Raw genomic sequence first — 16,003 nt, 5'->3', positions numbered from 1 at the left:
CGGGCCGACAGGTCAGGCGTCGCCCGCCGCGTCCACGGCCGCCAGCAGATCGGGCAGGTCGTACCCGCCCTCGTGGCGGACGCCGTTGACGAACAGGGTGGGGGTGCCGTTCACCCCGCTGCGGATGCCGCCCACGAAGTCCCGGCGCACCCGGTCCGCGTGCGCCCGGTTCTCCACCTCGGCGTTCAGCTCGTCCGGCGGCAGTCCGACCTGCTCCACACCGAGCGAGAGGTGCACCGGGTCGAGTTGGTCCTGGTGCTCGTAGAGCCAGTCGTGCATCTCCCAGAACCGGCCCCGGACCGCGGCGGCCTCGGCCGTCTCGGCGGCGCGTTCGGCGTACGGGTGCACGTTGGCGATGGGGAAGTAGCGGTAGACCAGCCGGACGGTGTCGGCCCGCTGCCGCAGCAACTCGTGCAGGTTCGGGTAGGCCGCACCGCAGAACTGGCACTGGAAGTCGCCGTACTCGACGATGGTCACCGCCGCGTCGGCCGGCCCCCGGATGTGGTCCTCGGTGGTGACCGGGTCCCGGAGTCGGGCGGTCACCTGAAGTGGCGTGGTCATCCGGTCGTCACCTTCCGATCGGCGGCGAGTTGGTCGAGCGCGTCGAAGATGCCGTCGGCGCCCGGGTTGACGTCGGGCGGCGAGACGAAGCTCCAGGTCACCTGCCCGGCCGGGTCGAGCACCACGAGTGCGCGGTCCGCCTCACCCTGCGAGTTGTACGCGCCGTAGCGGCCGGCCACCTCGCCCTTCGGCTCGAAGTCGGCAAGCAGCGGGAACTCGATGCCCCGGCTCTCGGCGAACGCCCGGTGTGACCAGATGCTGTCGACCGAGATGCCGAGCACCACCGCCCGGTACTGCGCGAAGACGGGTGCCGCCGACTGGTAGAGCGACATCTGGTCGCCGCACACCGGGCTCCAGTCGGCCGGATAGAAGGCGAGCACGACCGGTCGTCCGCGGAACTGCTCGGGCCCGGTCAGGGCACCGTCCGGGGTGGCCGGCAGGGTGAAACCGGGCGCGGAACGCCCCGGCTGGATCAGCCCGTTCGGATCACTCATGCCCCCAGCCTGCTCCCGGGGTGGGTGAGTCCGGCTCACCCACCCCGGGTGGTTTCGCGCTCGCTCAGTGCCAGCCGGGCGCTCGCCCGCGCTCGCTCAGTGCCAGCCGGGCGCTCGCCCGCGCTCGCTCAGTGCCAGCCGGGCGCTCGCCCGCGCTCGCTCAGTGCAGCACCGGGGCGACCGCGATGTGGTTCTGCACCTCCCGGATGCCCGGGGCGGACCAGGCCACCTGCTCGACCTCGGCCCGTTCGGGCATGGAGTGCACCAACCCGGCGAGCACCGCGGTGTCGCCGTGCACCCGTACGCTGATCCGTTCGGCCTCGGTCGCTCCGGCTCGGGCGAGGGCGTCGACGATCCGATCGGCGAGCTGTCGGCCGTCCGGTGCGGCGGCGGGCCGTACGGTGATGCCGTTGCTCAGCCCTCGTACGCCGGTGAGGCGTCCCACCGCCCGCTCTGCGGCGCGGCGCTGGTATTCCCACTCGACGTCGCCGTGCAGCGTCACCCAGCCGGCCGAGACGGTGACCTGGAGCTTCTCGACGGGTACGAACGCGTCCCATTCCAGCGCGTGGCTGGCCGCGGCGGCCAGGTCGGGGTCGGTGCGTTCGGCGGCGTCGGCCAGCTGCACGGCCAGGTCGTTGGCGACCGCCCGGACCCGGGCGACCCGGTGGGTGGCCCGTTCGGCGGCCCACTTCTTGGCGTAGCTGTCCACCCGGCCGGTCAGCGTGACGACGCCCTCGGCGACGGTCACACCGATCTCGTGCGGCTGCACCCTTGGTTCCCAGGTCAGCTCGTCGAGTACGGCGGACTGGATGTCCTGGTCGGTGCGGTCGATCTCCGCGATCGCCATCTGGGCCTCCTCCCTGCGTGGGTGGCGGACCGGTGGCGGCTGCGGCCGGAGGTCCGCCTGGGTCCGAGCCTGCCGCCGGCCCGGGTGAACCGTCCTCACCCAGGGTGGGTGAGGAGTCGCAGCTCCGGGTGCCACCGGGCGTTCAAAGGCAGATGTTTGGGAGCGCTTCCAAAGCGAGCGCCTTTCGGTTACCGTAATCGCAGTCCTCGATCGCGGGAGCCGTCGCGTCGGGTGGTGGAAGTCAGGGCAACTCCACCTCGTCCCCGTCGTCGTGCTCGTCCCCCGGGCCACGACGTCCCCAGCGGATCGACTCCGTCCCCCGGTCTCGATCCGCGAGCAAGCCACCGATACCCGCACGTCTCGCGGGCCTGGTCCGCTCCGTGCTGGCCACCGCCGTCGTGGTGGGTCCGCACCCGCCGGCCCGCGCCCGAACACCGGTCCGCCGGGCTGCCTGAGGGGTCCGGCGCCCGGCGGGCCGGCCCACAACTTCAGATCGGGTACGGCACCGGCCGGCGGCACGACGACGGACCCCGCCCGACCAGGGGTGAGCGGGGTCCGTGCTGGTGCTGCTGGACCTGTCGGTCAGACCGCCGGTGAGTTGGGTCGGTCCACGTCGACGAACTCCACGTCGTCCACCGCGTGGGCGTCCCGGCTGCCGGCGGCCCGCGCGGCGGAGCCGACGGCCCAGCCGACGGCGGCGCCGACAAGCGCGGCGCCGATCAGCAACGTCCACGGCAGAGCCGGCTGTCGACCGGCGAGCGCGTCGAAGGCCAGCGAGGCCCGGCGTCGCGCCTCCTCGGCGGCGGAGCCCACCAGGTCACCCGCACCGTCGGCGATGTCGCCGCTGTTGCGACGGGCCGAGCGGGCGCTGTCCCGCACGCTGTCTCCGGCCGAATTCACGGCGGAAAGCAGCTGCTCCCAGGCATGGTCCGCAATCCGCTCCGGCTTGCTGCGGCGGTCCAGCACGTTGGTTCCGAACATCGTGGTTACCTCCTCGGGTGCCGAAGCCGCCGGCCACTTCGGACTTCGGCGTCTGTTCAGCGCGTCACGGTTCGCCTACCCCGCCAGTGCCCAGGGTCGCCCGAGCGCAAACCCGGCCGGCTCCGGCCCGCCGCCGCGACTCAGCGCACCACCACCACGGCGACGCCACGGGCGAAGTCGTCGTCATCGTCGTCATCGTCGCCTCCACCGCCGAAACCGCAGGCCAGTACGAGAGCGAGCAGAACGCCGACGCCGGCCAGACCGGCAAGTCGTTTGATCATCGAAGGTCCTCTCCGTATGGGGGGTGTCCCGGCCCGATGCTAGGTGGCGTCGGCAACTGGTGGACCCGGGTCGGGCGGGTGTCCGCGCGCGACACGCCGGTGGCACGGGGCGGGCCGTCGGTCGGGGGTCGGTTGTCGGGCGCGTCGGGTCCGGCCGGCTACCGTGGTCCGCGGCGCATCGGTCGCGACCGGTCGTCGGAGGTCAAATAACCAAAAGTCTTGAGCAATCAGATACTCAAAAGTGCGGATATGGGTGCCTTTGTGGGGCCGGATCCGTGAATTGCTCATCCCGAGGGGTGGCGACCGAGGCTGTCAGAGGAATACTCTCGGTCGCGGCCCGCGTACTGATGAGGCGCCCGGGGGACGGGCGGGTGGAGGTGCTCGCGTGAGCCTGTCGATCGTGAAGTCGGTTCTGTCCGGTGGAGTCGTGGAGATCGCCCCGCGGGGTGAGATCGACGTCGACACAGCGTACGAGGTGCGCGAGGCGATCGCGGAGGTGCTGGCCAAGGGTCGGCCGCTCCGCATTGAGCTGAACATGAGGCTTGTCACCTTCATCGACTCCGTCGGCATCAGCGCCATGGTTGCCGGCTTCCAGACGGCCGAGGTCAGCAACGTCAAGCTGGTGGTCACCGAGCCGAGCCGGTTCGTGCACCGGCAGCTCTGGGTGACCGGTCTGCTCGGCCTGTTCGGTGCCCCAGAGCCCTACTTCGCCGGTGCCGCCACCCGCGAGGTGCTGCCCGGCGCCTGAGCGCCACCAGACAGCACAGTCAGGGGTGGTCGTCCAGTCCGGTCAGGTCGATGTCAGTCGCCTCGGTGACTGCTCGGATGGCCGTCACCGACGCGTACCCGGCGGCCAGCAACGCCACATCAGTGCCGGGCTGCGCGGCCTGCCCCGGCTCCTCCAGTGAGGTACGCACGAAGCCGTGGCCGGATTCGGCCACTGTCATCTGCACCTGACCGAAGCTGGCCAGCGTGCCGCGTCGCACCCCGCGCAGCCGCCCGTGCGGCAGATCCGGGGCGTTCACGTTCAGCACGCTCTCCATCGGCCCGGAGGTCAACCGGGGGAGCAGGTCCAGGGCGACCCGCGCGGCGGTGCTCCAGTGCCGCTCGGCGTCGCGTACCCGGGCGGCGGCGTCCACCGCGGCACCACCGCTGGCTGCCGTCGCCTCGCCCGCGGACAGCACGTCGAGGGAGACCGCCATCGCCCGGCAACCGTTCGTGGCGGCGGTGAAGGCGGCTCCCACCGTTCCGGAGTGCAGCACCGCCCGCCCCGCGTTGGCACCCCGGTTGATCCCGGAGAGCACCACCGACGGCGGTGGGCCGAATGCGCCGTGCAGCGCGATCAGGGTGATGAAGCCGGGGGAGCCACCCACCCCGTACGCCGGCACGCTGGCCAGGTCCGGCAGCGGATGGTCGTTCACGACGACCCTCCCGTCGCGCTCCACGGCGCTCATCGCGGCGCTGGTCCCGCTCGCCTCCTCCAACGGCGCGGCGACCACCACGTCCAGGCCCCGCTGTGCCGCCGCCCAGGCCAGTGCCTGAATGCCGGGCGCGGCAATTCCGTCGTCGTTGGTGATCAGCACCCGCAGCGTCATCGTTCGACCACCCGGCCGGCAAACTCGTCCGGGGTGGTCCGCTCCTGGGGTCGGCTGTCCGCCGGCACCAGCCGGACCCGGTCGACCAGGCCGGTGATCGAGTCCAGTCGTCCGGTGCCCAGACCGTGCCGGGTCACGTTCATCGCGCCGGCGGCGGCGCCGGTGCGGATGGCGGTCCGGATGTCCCCTCCCCGGGCCACGACGGCGGCCACCCCGGCGGTCATCGAGTCGCCCGCACCGCGCGGATCGGCGGCCTCCAACCGGGGCATCTCGACCTCGAACAACTCCCCGTCGATGAGCGCCAACGCCGGCTGGTCGGCCCGGCTCACCACCACCGTCTCGGCGCCGGCGGCGTGCAGTTCGTAGATGGCCCGGGTCAGCTCCAGGCTGTCGTCGCTGCGGGCGCGGCCGTCGCGGATCAACTCCTCGTGACTCACCTTCAGGAAGAACACGCCGCTCTCCAACACCGCGCCGAGGTGGTCGCCGGAGAGGTCGACCACCACCCGGCCGCCGTTGGCGGCGAGGTCGGCGGCGAAGCGCCGGTACAGATCGGCCGGGACCAGCCACGGCTCGTTCGGCCCGCTGAGGACGCTCACCGCGGCCCGCAGGCCCTCGCCGAGGGCCAGGTTGTACAGCTCGTCCAACTCGTGTCGGCTCAACGGCTGCCCCGGTATGTCGGCGATCTCCTGCCGCGAGCCGTCCCGGCGGTCGTGCACGTACCCGCCGCTGCCGGAGTCACGGACCACCACCTTCAGGTCCACGCCCTCACTGACCAGGAGCGGCTCCAGCACCTGACCGATCTCGCCGCCGAGGGCGGCGCAGAGCACCACGTCGACACCGAGCGACATGGCCATCCGCGCCTGCCAGACGCCCTGCCCGCCGGGGTGCAGATGCAGCTCGGGGTGGTCGTTCGGCTGGTCCACGGTGACCGTGAGCTGCGGGGTGGGCGCGAAGACCATCACGTGCCCGCTCATCCGTCGTCGCCACTCATGATGCCGCCCTCCTGCACGGTTGGGTGATTCCTCATCAACCGACCCTAATGCGACACCTGGCGGCGGGGCGTCCCATCGGCGCGGTTCGTCCGGGCACCGGCGGCCGGCGGGCGTTGCCAGGCAGACATCGGTACGGGACGATCGTGCGACACACGACGGTGGGAGACGAGTGCTCAGCAGCGATACCTTCAGCTACACCGTCCAGGCCCGGTGCGCACTGGCCGACGCGGCGGCGATGCTCAGCGACCTGACCCGACAGGGCGAGCTGCATCCGCTGATCGTCCAGGTCCGCCAACTGCCGCCCCGACCCGGCGCCCAGGCCAGCTACACGATCAACGACAGGCTGGTGGCTGGCCCACTACGCTTCCGCACGACGTACCACGCGGACGTGCTGATCAGCGAGCACGACGAGATCGTCATGGTGGCCCGGCAGTGGCCCGCCACCACGGTGCGTAACCACACTCGACTGCACGCCGAGCCGGAGGGTCTGGTCCGGATCGACGTCGAGATCACCCTGACCGCGCCGACGCCGCTGTTCCGGTACGCGTTCCGGCAGGCGCGCGCCGCTCACCTCGCCCTCGCCGCCCGCCTCGGCCCGGCCCTCGACCGCGCCGGTGACCCACCACCCCCACCCTGACCCCCCACGCTCCGCCTCATGATCGTGCACGCGATCTTGCATTTCCTGCCTCGACATTAGAGGGCATTACCGCCTAAATCGGCGACAGAATGTACAAGATCGGCGCGATTTTCCTGCTCGTGGTGGCGCGGTCACGGGTTGCGACCGTGGCCTGCCAGGGCGGGTCGGGCGGCGGGACGTCGGCCCCACGGCTTGTACGTGGACAGCACCGTCGCGATGATCATCAAGGTCGTCGACACCGCCGGCGCGATGACCAGGTCGACGCGGTCGCGGGCGGGGAGGGCGGCGCCCACCGCACCGGCATGCCGCAGATTCGGCGTGAGCAGGAACAACACCAGCCCGACCATCACCGTGGTGAGCACGAGCTTGGCCAGCACCCAGCGATAACGCCACAGCCCCCACGGGGTGAGTAGCGCGCTGGCGACCCCGATCAGCCAGACCAGGACGCTCAGCGGCGCGAACAGCGCCGTGCCGACCAGCGCCGTGACCGGGTAGACCATCGCCGGGTCGGCGCCCCGCTGCACGGCGATGCCGAGGGTGAGGAGCACCAGGTCGGCGCCGAGCCAGCCGAGCGAGGTGACCAGGTGCAGGGTGAGGAGCCCTTTCCGGGCGGTGGGTGGGATCCGACGCATACCGCGATGCTGCCCGCCGACCCGCGCCGGGTCGTCCGACCGCCGACGACATCCGGGGTACGCCCGGCGACGTACCCCGGGCCGGCGACACCATCACCCACGATCATTTGACGGAGTCGGGCCGGGTGGTCGATCACTCCTCGGGCCGGACTTCTCCGTAGTCGCAAACAGACTCTCTCTGTAGTCGAGGCATGACTGCGGTCACTGCCCGCGAACCTGCTCCACACCGACGAGGCGACACCTGCTGCGTCGCGGCCGGAACCGGTGTGGTTCGGGCGAGGCGGTATTCCTGCGCGTCCCGGACCAGGGCGGTACGAGGCGTCGGTCCGGACAACCACAACAACGACCCTGCCGGTAGGACTACGCGTCGGGACACCGGAGTCGATTCACCGGAGGGGTTGGGGTTTCGGACCTGGGGCTCGTTTCTGGTCGTTGATCGGGGTTTGTGGGCCGGCAGGTCAGTTGCTGCTGGATGTGCCGGTAGCGGCGACGCGGGGTGCGCCAGAGTTGGCCCGGCCGCGCAGGAGAGCGATGGCCACGGCGAATTGCCAGATGACGATGGTGTAGACGGAGCCGCGTTCGATCGCACCCGAGGGCAGGCCGGCATCGAAGGTGAGGAAGAGAGCGACTACGGAGACCAGGCCGAATGCTCCGAGGACGACGCTGACGAGGCCGATCAGCCGCGTCTCGGGGGCCTTTCGCCAGTGGATGCCCAGGACGAGGGCAAGCACGTTCCCGCCGACGATCGCCAGCGTTGCTCCGGTGAAGTGCAGGGGAAGCGTGCCGTTCTGCTGCGCCTGCAGGGAACCGTGGAAGGTTCCGACAAGGATGTAGCCGATCATGGTCACGACCCCCGTCACGGCGGTGAAACGGGACCGCCCGCTGATCGTCCGGGAGAGCAGCACCGTGGCGATCCCGAAGAGGAGGCCCTGGACGATGAATCCGGTGTTCATGACGACGTGCAGCGGCGAGTTGAGTTCGCGGCCTTGGAACACCCCGGCCGTTGCGGATCCGAGGTCGCTGATCCAGTTGTCGGCGTAGCTGTAGCTAGGCGATTCCCATGCCGCGGCCGCGATTGCTTCGGCGGCGAGATAGATCGCCGGGCCCAGGAGGAAGGTGGCAGCGGCGAAGGGGCGGATCTTGTTCATGAAATGCTCCATGTCCGTCTCGGCGACCGATTGGCGGTCACCTCTGAAGGGAGGGGTGTGTTCGGAGGGCGAGTAACGGCGGTTTTGGCGGTGGCGGATGCCGCGGGTGAGGGCGTGTGCCCACGACCCGACGAGCCGACCCGCCCATGATCGGGTTGCGCCGGTACGGGCAGTTCAGGCGTGACGGCTGGTTCATTGGAAGGGTTCATGAGCCGCCCGCGCGGTCGGGCGCTTCATCGGTGGGAGAGGTCTGGATCGGCGTCAGTCGTCGTTCAAACCAGAGGTGGGCGAGCACTATCAAAGCCAGGTAGACCACGAGCACTCGGCCACTGACGGCGGTGGCGAGCAGGCCAAGCAGGAGCGGTGCCGCGATGCCTGTGGTGACCCGTGAGATCGTCCTCGGCAGGTCGGAGCTGTGGCTGGCGACGCCGGTGACCACGCCGAGGGTGAAGTAGGCCGCAACCGCGCCGCACAGCAGCCAGCGACCTTGGTCAGGCAGCGGGTCGGAGCCGTGCCTGACTACCAGAGAGAGCGGTACGGCGATGGTGGCGACGACGCCGGTGACCAGGCAGTGCAGGCCGAGGGCGGCCCGGGTGGGGATCCGGCCGGCGCGTAGGTGCGGCAGGCCGGCGTATCCGAAGACGACGGACAGGCCGAACATGCCGGCCAGCAGAGTGAAGGACGCGATTGCGGTGGCCAGCAGGCCGAGGTCGTACCTCGTCTCGCTTGCGGCGGCGACGACCTGCACCACCGATTCGCCCAGCACGATGATCACGAAGAGGCCCAGCCGCTCGGCGAGGTGGGCCGGATCGACCGACACCCCGTGGATGGCCGATCCCGTGCCGTCGGGGCGGACTCCTGATCGTGGCCGACGCCGAGTACGTTCTGGCGCGGTGAGGTACGACTGGACCCGCTGAAGGATCCTGCTGCCGGACAGGACCACGATCAACAGCAGGTCGAGGCCGACTCCGGCGGCCCAGAGCACGAGCTTCCAAGGTTCGTCGACCCAGAGCGACGCGAACCAGGGCAGCAGTCCTGCCGAATACTGCACCACCGGGAAGTCCAGCAGTACTGCGCCGCGTTGCCACGACTTGGACCCGTAGACACGCGTGGCGATGTATGCGACCGCGAAGACGTTGAGCGGACGGAGGTCGCCCCCGTGCCCGAGCACAGTGTGCGCCACGCCTGGCACGGACGCGGCCATGGTCCCGAGGCCGAACATGCCGACCATCAGCCGCAGCACGCGAGTCTGGCCGGCGGCGACGTTGCCGTACAGCATGAACGTCGTCCAGGCCAGCCACAGCGCCAGGAACAGCAGGGCGTAGAGACCGAGCGCCGCGGCGTCCAGTTCAGGCCCGAGCACGTGTGCCAGCGCGGCCACACCGGCCACCGCCACGAGGTCGAAGAACAGCTCGGCCCAGCTCGCGTGCCGCTCGATCCTGGTGTCTTTGGGCTCTGCGTCGATGTTCACCATCAGTGGCCACCGCGTGGTGGGGTCGCGGAGATCGTGGATGCCCGGGTGATGCTGATGTCGGTCCTCCGGGATGAGGTGGTCGGATCGGGTCGTCGACGATCCGTCAGCTGGCAGGGGCGCTGCTCGTAGTGATGTCGCGCAGACCGCGGTCGAGAAAATCGATCATCCAGGTGAAGCTGTCGTCGACAGATGCGTCGATCTGGAACCCGCCGGCTGCTTCCAGGGTCGAGAACCCGTGCAGGGCGCTGCGGAGCATCCGCAGGGCGTGAATCTCCTGGCTGGAGTCCAGGTGGTAGCCGCGCAGCATGGCCGCCCAGGAGGCGACGACCCGCTCGACGGCGGGGATGATCGGGTCGTCGGGCCCGGTCCGGCGGGAAGCAGCATCGCCGGCCGCGTACCGGCCGGGGTGTTCCCGCACGTAGGTCCGCATCGCCTGGGCGCCAGCGGCGAGGGCGTCGCTGCCGGCCCGGCCCTGGATGGCGTCGCGAATGGCGTCAGCGAACTCGGCCATGGCCACGATGGCGATGCGGTGGGCCAGATCGGCCTGGCTGGTGACGTGTTTGTAGAGCGCGGGGGTCTTGACTCCGAGCCGTTCCGCGAGCAGGCCCATGCTGAGGTTCTCGAAGCCGATCTCGTCGACCAGGGCGGCGCCGGCCTCAGTGACCGACTGCGGGTTGAGCCGGGCCTTAGGCATTCGCCAGCGTCTTGTCGAGGAAAGGCCGGGCCAGCGCGAGGACCTGATCCGGTGTCTGCACGTGCGGGTAGTGACCGGCACCCTCAATGATGGCGAGTTCGCCGAGGCCCCTGGGCAGATCAGCGATGATTCTCTCGCCCTCGGCGCGGGGGTCAGCCCAGTCGGGGTCGAGGCTGCCCTCGATGACCAGGACCGGGCAGGTGACATTGGCCAACTGCGCGCCGGCGTCGGTCGGGCTGGTCTTGCACATGGCCTGCAGGACCTTCATCCGGCCGGGTTCGGTCAGCTTCGCCTCGATCCGCTTCAGTTCGGCGGCCCAGTCGGTGGGCTTGACCGGGTACGCCGCGTCGAGGTATTTCTTCCAGCTCGCCAGACTGCCCAGGACCATGACCTGCGCCATCTGGCGGTAACCGGTCCGGAAGCGCTTCACCCGCATCAGCCCGCCGAGATCGAAGGGTTGTACCCGGGTGAACGGCGCCAGCTCGATGACGCCGTTGATCAGACCAGGCGCGGTAGCTGCCGCGATGGTCGCCGCACCGCCGCTGATCGACTGGCCGATGATCACGGCTGGGCCGCCGAGGTGGCGCACGACGGCGACGAGGTCACCCGCGATGTCGGTGCGGCTGTAGCCGTCCCAGCCCAGGCTGGAGTCGCCGCAGCCGCGGATGTCGACGTTGGCGACCCGGTACCCGGCGTCGGCCAGGGCCGGAGCGAGGAAACGGTAGGAGTGCCGACTGTCGCCGATACCGTGCGCCAGGACGACGAGGGGGCCTCGCCCGGACACCTCATAGCCGAGGGTGTTGCCGGCGATGCTCAAGTACTCGGTCATGACGACCTCCACAGGGCTGGTTAACGGCGCTTCCTGGAGGTTAATGACGTTAACTTAATGCGTCAAGCGATCTTCCCCGACGGTTCCTCCCCCGGCCGACCGGCACGGCACTCGCGAACGTGCCCCTCGACCGGATCGACGTGCCGAACCACATCCCGATCCGGAAGCACGAGATGTGTAGCACCTGCAACATCGACCAGCCGAGGGGCCGCGACGACACCCTTCATCAAGAGAGCGATGCATTCCTCTGATCGGGGCATACTGAGTGGAGACTCAGGTGAGCCACCGACCAGGACCGTCCCGGTGGGGTCAGTAGACCGACAGGTGTACGTGGTTGGTGTGGTCGGTGGACGGGGTCCCGCTCGCGCCGCTGTACGACTTCCACCCGCTGCTGGGCAGCCAGATCTGCCGATACCAGATCACGTACAGCACGGCGAGCCGGTCGGCGTTGCGGATGAAGTACGCGGCCAGGTTGTTGCCGTACGTCTTGTCGCCGCCGGTGGCGTTGCCGCCGAAGCCGCTCGCCTGGGCGGCGAAGTCGCAGGCCCGGCCCTTCGGGTGTTCACCGGAGCCGCTGGGGCGGTGACAGGAGACGTACCGGGTGAAGCCGGCGGCCTTGGCCTGGTTGAGCGCGTGCAGGGTGCGCGGGGTGATGCAGCCGGTGGCGGGGGTGGGGTCGTTGACGCTGCACGACTCGGACGGCCAGGAGCCGTCGGAGTTGCGGGGTGCCGCCTTCGCGTTGGCGGTGGAGGTGCCCCGGTTGGAGCCGCTGTCGGCGGTGGGCTGCGGCTTGGGGGTGTTGGCCACGGTCAGGGCCCGTTCGGCCTGGTCCTTGCGCTTGGCCATCACCGCGACCTGCTTGCGCTGTTCGGTGATCTCGCCGTTCAGGGCGGCCCGGGTGCGGTTGGCCTGGTCCTTGGTGGCGAGCAGATCGCGCAGCACCCGGTCCTCGTTGGCAGCCACCGCCTCCAGGGCGGCGGCCCGGTCCATGAAGCCCTCCGGGCTGCTGCTGTCGAGCAGCGCCGACACCGCGCCGAGCCGGCCGGTGCGGTACGCCACGCCGACGATCTGACCGACCTTGCCGTCGCGCTGGGCCAGCTCGACCTCAATGGTCTTCAGTTGGGTGGCGAGTTGCTGTTGCCGCTGCACGGAGGTGTCCAGAGCGCGCTTCGCGTCCAGGTAGCCCTTGCTGGCGGCCTCGAGTTGGGCGCGCAGCGTTGGGGTGCCGCCCTCCTCGTCGGAGTCGGGTGCGGCGGCGGCCCGCTGGCTTGTCGGGGGAGCGGCCGAGGCGGTGCCGGCCGGGATCGCGACGCCGAGGGCGAACATCGCGACGATCAGGGCCGCCAGTCGGGCGGCGGGTGGTCGTGCTGGTGCCACTGCGCATGTCCTTCCGTCAGCCGCCGACCGGGTTAGCTGACGGGTTCGGGACGGAAGATCCCTACCGCTGACGCGGATACACCCCAGGAACATGGTTCCCCGGTTCGCCCGGATGGGCGATTAGGCGGCGACCGCCACCGGCGCCTGGAGGGCGCCGCCTGGTGGAGGCCGGGACCGAGCCTACCGGTGCGGGTGGGGCCGCTGCAGCTGATGTGACGGACGGTGCGCACGCCGTCACGAGAAAAGTGTCACCACTCGATCGAGCCGCAGGCTCCGGAGGTGGCGCCGGGCTCGATCTGCAACGTCGCGTGTTCGATCCGGAAGTCGTCGTGCAGGGCGGTACGCGCTGCGGTGAGCACCGCGCCGACCTCCGCGCCGGGTGCCATGGTCAGGTGCGCGGAGGCCACGTCCATGCCGGAGGTGAGCGTCCAGACGTGCAGGTCGTGCACCTCGACCACCCCGGGGACCGCAGCCAGCCGGTCGTGCACGGCGGTCACCTGGAGGTGTTCCGGGGCGGCCTGCACGAGGATGCGGACGGCCGCCCGTGCCAGCCGCCAGGTGCGCGGCAGGATGAACACGCCGATGGCGACGGCGACCAGTGGGTCGGCCCACCACCAGTCGGTGACGGAGATGAGGAGCGCCGCGCCGATCACGCCGAGTGAGCCCAGCAGGTCGCCGAGCACCTCCAGGTAGGCGCCCTGGATGTTGATGCTCTCCCGGGCTCCGGCGCGGAGCAGGGCGAAGGCGGCGATGTTGGCAAGCAGGCCGAGCACGGCCACCACGAGCATCGGGCCGGCGACGACCTCGTGCGGGTCGCCGAAGCGGCGGATCGCGGTGATCACCACGTAGATCGCGACGCCGGAGAGCAGAACGGCGTTGGCCAGTGCGGCGAGGACCTCGAGTCGGTAGAGGCCGAAGGTGCGCTGCGGGTCGGCGGTGGCCCGCCGGGTCGCGGTGATCGCGGCGAGCGCCATCCCGATGCCGAGCACGTCGGTGAACATGTGCCCGGCGTCGGAGAGCAGGGCGAGTGAGCCGGTGTGCAGGGCGGCCACCGCCTCGACCACCATCAGGGTGGCGAGCAGCCCGAACGCCGCCCAGAGTCGGCCCCTGTGCTGGTGTGCGGCATTGGCGACCGACCCATGGTGGTGGTCATGACCTGCGCCCACGAGATCCACCTTCCGCCGCCGGTTGGGGCCCGGTCAAATGTATGCTCACATCGCTATGTATGCAAGTGTGACGCGGACCGCTGGTCCGCCCCGCGAGGCGCGCCGAATCAGCCGGTTGGATCGATCGTGGTGAGCCGTTGCGTGGCCCGGGAAAGGGCCACGTACAGGGTGCGTACCCCCGCACCCGGATCCGCCCGGATCTCGCTCGGAGCGACGAGCACGACCCCGTCGTACTCCATGCCCTTGGCCTCCAGGCTCGTCACCACCTGTAGGCGCGGCGCGTCGAGCGCGGCGAGCCAACCGGCGACCTCGTCGCGGCGGGGGACCGGCGTGATCACCCCGACCGTGCCCTCCACCTCGGCCAGCAGCCCGGCGGCCGCCTTCACGACGGCGGTCTCCAACCCGCTTGCGGGCACCACCAACTCGACCGGATCGACCCCGGTGGAGCGCACGGCGGTCGGCAGCGGTAGGTCGGGGTAGAGCCGGCGGATCTCCGCCGCCGCCACCGCGAAGATCTCCGAGGAGTTGCGGTAGTTGGTGGTGAGCGTGAAATCGTGCCGCTTACGCCGGCCCAGCGCCTGGTCCCGGGCTCGGGTCAGCTCCTCCGGATCGCCGGTCCAGGCGGTCTGCGCGGGGTCACCCACCACCGTCCAGGAGGCCAGGCTGCCGCGCCGTCCGACCATCCGCCACTGCATCGGCGAGACGTCCTGTGCCTCGTCCACCACCACGTGCGCGTAGTCCCGGTAGTCCTCCGGACGCTCCCGGGCCGCCGCGCGGGCCGCCCGCTGCCGCTCGCTCGCGGTGGTCAGCTCGCGTACGCCGCCAGCGAGCTGGAACGGGTCGCGGCGGGCCTTGGCCGGCTGCGCCGGCTTGCCGAGCAGGGCGTCCAACTCGTCGAGCAGCGCGATGTCGGCGATGGTCAACCCGTCGGATTCCAGGCTCCGGTACGCCGCGCCGAGCAGCCGGACCTCCGCGGAGGAGAGGATCCCGCCCGCGTACCGGCGCAGCCGCTCCGGCCGGGCCAGCCAGCCGAGCACGTGCCGCGGGTGCAGCCGGGGCCACCACGCCTTGAGAAACTCGCGGAACTCGGCCCGGTCGGCGATCTCCGCCTCGAAGGTCCGCTGGTCCGGCAGGCGGACGCCCACCTCGCGGGCCTGTGCCCAGAGCGCGGCGAACACCCCGTCGAAGCCGGCCCGGCGCACCTCGTTGCGGCGGGCGCCACGGTGCAGCGCGCGGTCCCGGATCCGGTCCAGCTCGGCCCGATCCAGCCGCAGCAGCGTGCCCCGGTAGAGCAGCCGCAGCTCACCCGGGCCGCCCGGCACCGCGTCCCGGACCGCGCGTTCCAGCACCCGGCGCATCCGCAGCGAGCCCTTCACCGCCGCCACCTCGGGCGGGTCGGTGCGGGTGGCGGTCATCCCCGGAAACAGCGTGCCCAGCGAGTGCAGGGTGGCGGTGTCCTCACCGAGCGAGGGCAGCACCGAGGCGATGTACTCGACGAAGACCCCCGACGGGCCGACCACCAGGATTCCGCCCCCGGCGTAGCGGCTGCGCTCGGAATAGAGCAGGAACGCCGCCCGGTGCAGGGCGACCGCGGTCTTACCGGTGCCCGGGCCGCCCGCGACGATCGTCACCCCGGAGCCGGGCGAGCGGATCGCCTCGTCCTGCTCCCGCTGGATTGTCGCCACGATGTCCCGCATGCCCCGGCCGGTCGCCTTGGTCAGGGTGGCCAGCAGGGCGCCGTCGCCGACGACAGTCATCCCCTCCGGGGCGGCGGTCGGGTCCAGCAGGTCGTCCTCGATCCGGGTGACCCGTTCGGCACGGGACTGGATCGTGCGGCGACGCACCACGTCCAGCGGCTGCGCCGGCGTGGCCTGGTAGAAGGCGGCGGCGGCGGGTGCCCGCCAGTCGACGACGAGCGTGGTGGTGTCCTCGTCGCGGATGCCGAGTCGCCCCACGTGCAGCACCTGCCGGTCCCGCAGGTCCAGCCGGCCGAAGACCAACCCCTCGTACTCGGCGTCCAGGACATGCCGTCGCTGCGCCGCGTGGAAGACCATCGCGTCGCGCTCCACCAACGCGCCGAACGTGCCCACCCGGGCGATCCGGTAGCCGTCACGTTCGGCGCGGACCGCCGAGCGCCGCAGTTCGGCCAGTCGGGCGTACACCCGGTCGAGGTGTCGTTGCTCGACGGCGATCTCCTGCTCCAGGCCGGTCTGGTCGGTCAACGCACGCTCCTTCGAAGGTCGCCGGCAGGCGGCGGAAACCGCGCAAGCCAACCGCAGAAGGGTACGGCCCCGT

The 16,003-nt window shown here is 70.9% G+C and carries 17 protein-coding genes and 1 riboswitch; of the genes, 2 read left to right on the top strand and 15 right to left on the bottom strand.

Translation table 11 applies throughout. The features are described from left to right. Positions 1 to 12 precede the first annotated feature (12 nt). The 5 genes from ACFYPM_RS24295 to ACFYPM_RS24275 all read right to left on the bottom strand — a co-directional run bounded on the left by ACFYPM_RS24295 (position 13) and on the right by ACFYPM_RS24275 (position 3,164). A complete protein-coding gene (locus ACFYPM_RS24295) occupies positions 13 to 561 on the bottom strand; it encodes a DsbA family protein (protein ID WP_387201039.1) in 549 nt (182 codons plus the stop codon). Continuing rightward, positions 558 to 1,055 carry a redoxin domain-containing protein gene (locus tag ACFYPM_RS24290; RefSeq protein ID WP_387201036.1) on the bottom strand — a complete coding sequence of 166 codons (498 nt, stop codon included), beginning with the start codon at positions 1,053 to 1,055 and terminating at the stop codon, positions 558 to 560. The genes ACFYPM_RS24295 and ACFYPM_RS24290 overlap by 4 nt, the downstream gene beginning before the upstream one ends. Positions 1,056 to 1,215: 160 nt before the next feature. Next, positions 1,216 to 1,902 carry a BON domain-containing protein gene (locus ACFYPM_RS24285; protein ID WP_387201033.1) on the bottom strand — a complete coding sequence of 229 codons (687 nt, stop codon included), beginning with the start codon at positions 1,900 to 1,902 and terminating at the stop codon, positions 1,216 to 1,218. 582 nt (positions 1,903 to 2,484) lie between these two features. Beyond that, positions 2,485 to 2,883: a hypothetical protein gene (locus tag ACFYPM_RS24280; RefSeq protein ID WP_387201030.1), complete on the bottom strand. Its 399-nt coding sequence runs from the start codon at positions 2,881 to 2,883 to the stop codon at positions 2,485 to 2,487. 140 nt (positions 2,884 to 3,023) lie between these two features. Then, positions 3,024 to 3,164: a hypothetical protein gene (locus ACFYPM_RS24275; RefSeq protein ID WP_387201027.1), complete on the bottom strand. Its 141-nt coding sequence runs from the start codon at positions 3,162 to 3,164 to the stop codon at positions 3,024 to 3,026. A 385-nt stretch (positions 3,165 to 3,549) separates the two neighbouring features. Between ACFYPM_RS24275 and ACFYPM_RS24270 the strand changes: the two genes are divergently transcribed. Beyond that, the gene (locus ACFYPM_RS24270) at positions 3,550 to 3,912 is read left to right on the top strand and encodes an STAS domain-containing protein (protein ID WP_387201024.1); all 363 of its coding nucleotides are present in this window, start codon (positions 3,550 to 3,552) and stop codon (positions 3,910 to 3,912) included. A 19-nt stretch (positions 3,913 to 3,931) separates the two neighbouring features. Here the strand turns inward: ACFYPM_RS24270 and surE are convergent, their stop codons facing one another. Both surE and ACFYPM_RS24260 read right to left on the bottom strand, forming a co-directional pair. Next, positions 3,932 to 4,759, bottom strand: a complete 828-nt coding sequence (gene surE, locus ACFYPM_RS24265; protein ID WP_387201021.1) for a 5'/3'-nucleotidase SurE — start codon at positions 4,757 to 4,759, stop codon at positions 3,932 to 3,934. Continuing rightward, on the bottom strand, positions 4,756 to 5,733 hold the full coding sequence (locus tag ACFYPM_RS24260; protein ID WP_387201018.1) for a 1-phosphofructokinase family hexose kinase: 978 nt from the start codon (positions 5,731 to 5,733) through the stop codon (positions 4,756 to 4,758). The genes surE and ACFYPM_RS24260 overlap by 4 nt, the downstream gene beginning before the upstream one ends. 187 nt (positions 5,734 to 5,920) lie before the next feature. Here ACFYPM_RS24260 and ACFYPM_RS24255 point away from each other — a divergent pair, with 187 nt between their 5' ends. Further along, on the top strand, positions 5,921 to 6,388 hold the full coding sequence (locus ACFYPM_RS24255; RefSeq protein ID WP_387201015.1) for an SRPBCC family protein: 468 nt from the start codon (positions 5,921 to 5,923) through the stop codon (positions 6,386 to 6,388). Positions 6,389 to 6,519: 131 nt separating this feature from the next. On the opposite strand, the gene ACFYPM_RS24250 is transcribed toward ACFYPM_RS24255, so the two are convergent. The 8 genes from ACFYPM_RS24250 to ACFYPM_RS24215 all read right to left on the bottom strand — a co-directional run bounded on the left by ACFYPM_RS24250 (position 6,520) and on the right by ACFYPM_RS24215 (position 15,930). After that, positions 6,520 to 7,020 carry a hypothetical protein gene (locus ACFYPM_RS24250; RefSeq protein ID WP_387201012.1) on the bottom strand — a complete coding sequence of 167 codons (501 nt, stop codon included), beginning with the start codon at positions 7,018 to 7,020 and terminating at the stop codon, positions 6,520 to 6,522. Positions 7,021 to 7,478: 458 nt separating this feature from the next. Continuing rightward, entirely contained in the window at positions 7,479 to 8,168 is a 690-nt protein-coding gene (locus tag ACFYPM_RS24245) for a DUF998 domain-containing protein (protein WP_387201010.1), read from the bottom strand. 205 nt (positions 8,169 to 8,373) lie between these two features. Further along, entirely contained in the window at positions 8,374 to 9,642 is a 1,269-nt protein-coding gene (locus ACFYPM_RS24240; RefSeq protein WP_387201007.1) for a low temperature requirement protein A, read from the bottom strand. 103 nt (positions 9,643 to 9,745) lie between these two features. After that, positions 9,746 to 10,336: a TetR/AcrR family transcriptional regulator gene (locus tag ACFYPM_RS24235; protein ID WP_387201004.1), complete on the bottom strand. Its 591-nt coding sequence runs from the start codon at positions 10,334 to 10,336 to the stop codon at positions 9,746 to 9,748. Further along, positions 10,329 to 11,165: an alpha/beta fold hydrolase gene (locus ACFYPM_RS24230; protein ID WP_387201001.1), complete on the bottom strand. Its 837-nt coding sequence runs from the start codon at positions 11,163 to 11,165 to the stop codon at positions 10,329 to 10,331. Before ACFYPM_RS24230 ends, ACFYPM_RS24235 begins: the two co-directional genes overlap by 8 nt. A 309-nt stretch (positions 11,166 to 11,474) precedes the next feature. Next, a complete protein-coding gene (locus ACFYPM_RS24225) occupies positions 11,475 to 12,542 on the bottom strand; it encodes a coiled-coil domain-containing protein (RefSeq protein WP_387200998.1) in 1,068 nt (355 codons plus the stop codon). Positions 12,543 to 12,547: 5 nt separating this feature from the next. Continuing rightward, a riboswitch (cyclic di-AMP (ydaO/yuaA leader) is annotated at positions 12,548 to 12,679 on the bottom strand. 111 nt (positions 12,680 to 12,790) lie between these two features. Continuing rightward, positions 12,791 to 13,708 carry a cation diffusion facilitator family transporter gene (locus ACFYPM_RS24220; RefSeq protein ID WP_387200995.1) on the bottom strand — a complete coding sequence of 306 codons (918 nt, stop codon included), beginning with the start codon at positions 13,706 to 13,708 and terminating at the stop codon, positions 12,791 to 12,793. A gap of 107 nt (positions 13,709 to 13,815) precedes the next feature. Further along, positions 13,816 to 15,930 (bottom strand): HelD family protein, encoded by a 2,115-nt coding sequence (locus ACFYPM_RS24215; protein ID WP_387200991.1) that lies wholly within the window; start codon positions 15,928 to 15,930, stop codon positions 13,816 to 13,818. Positions 15,931 to 16,003 lie beyond the last annotated feature (73 nt).

The sequence above is a fragment of the Micromonospora sp. NPDC005203 genome (assembly GCF_042872705.1).
Taxonomy (GTDB): Bacteria; Actinomycetota; Actinomycetes; order Mycobacteriales; family Micromonosporaceae; genus Micromonospora.
The sequence above is the reverse complement of the archived record's forward strand: the minus strand, read 5'-3'. Positions and strand labels throughout refer to the sequence as shown.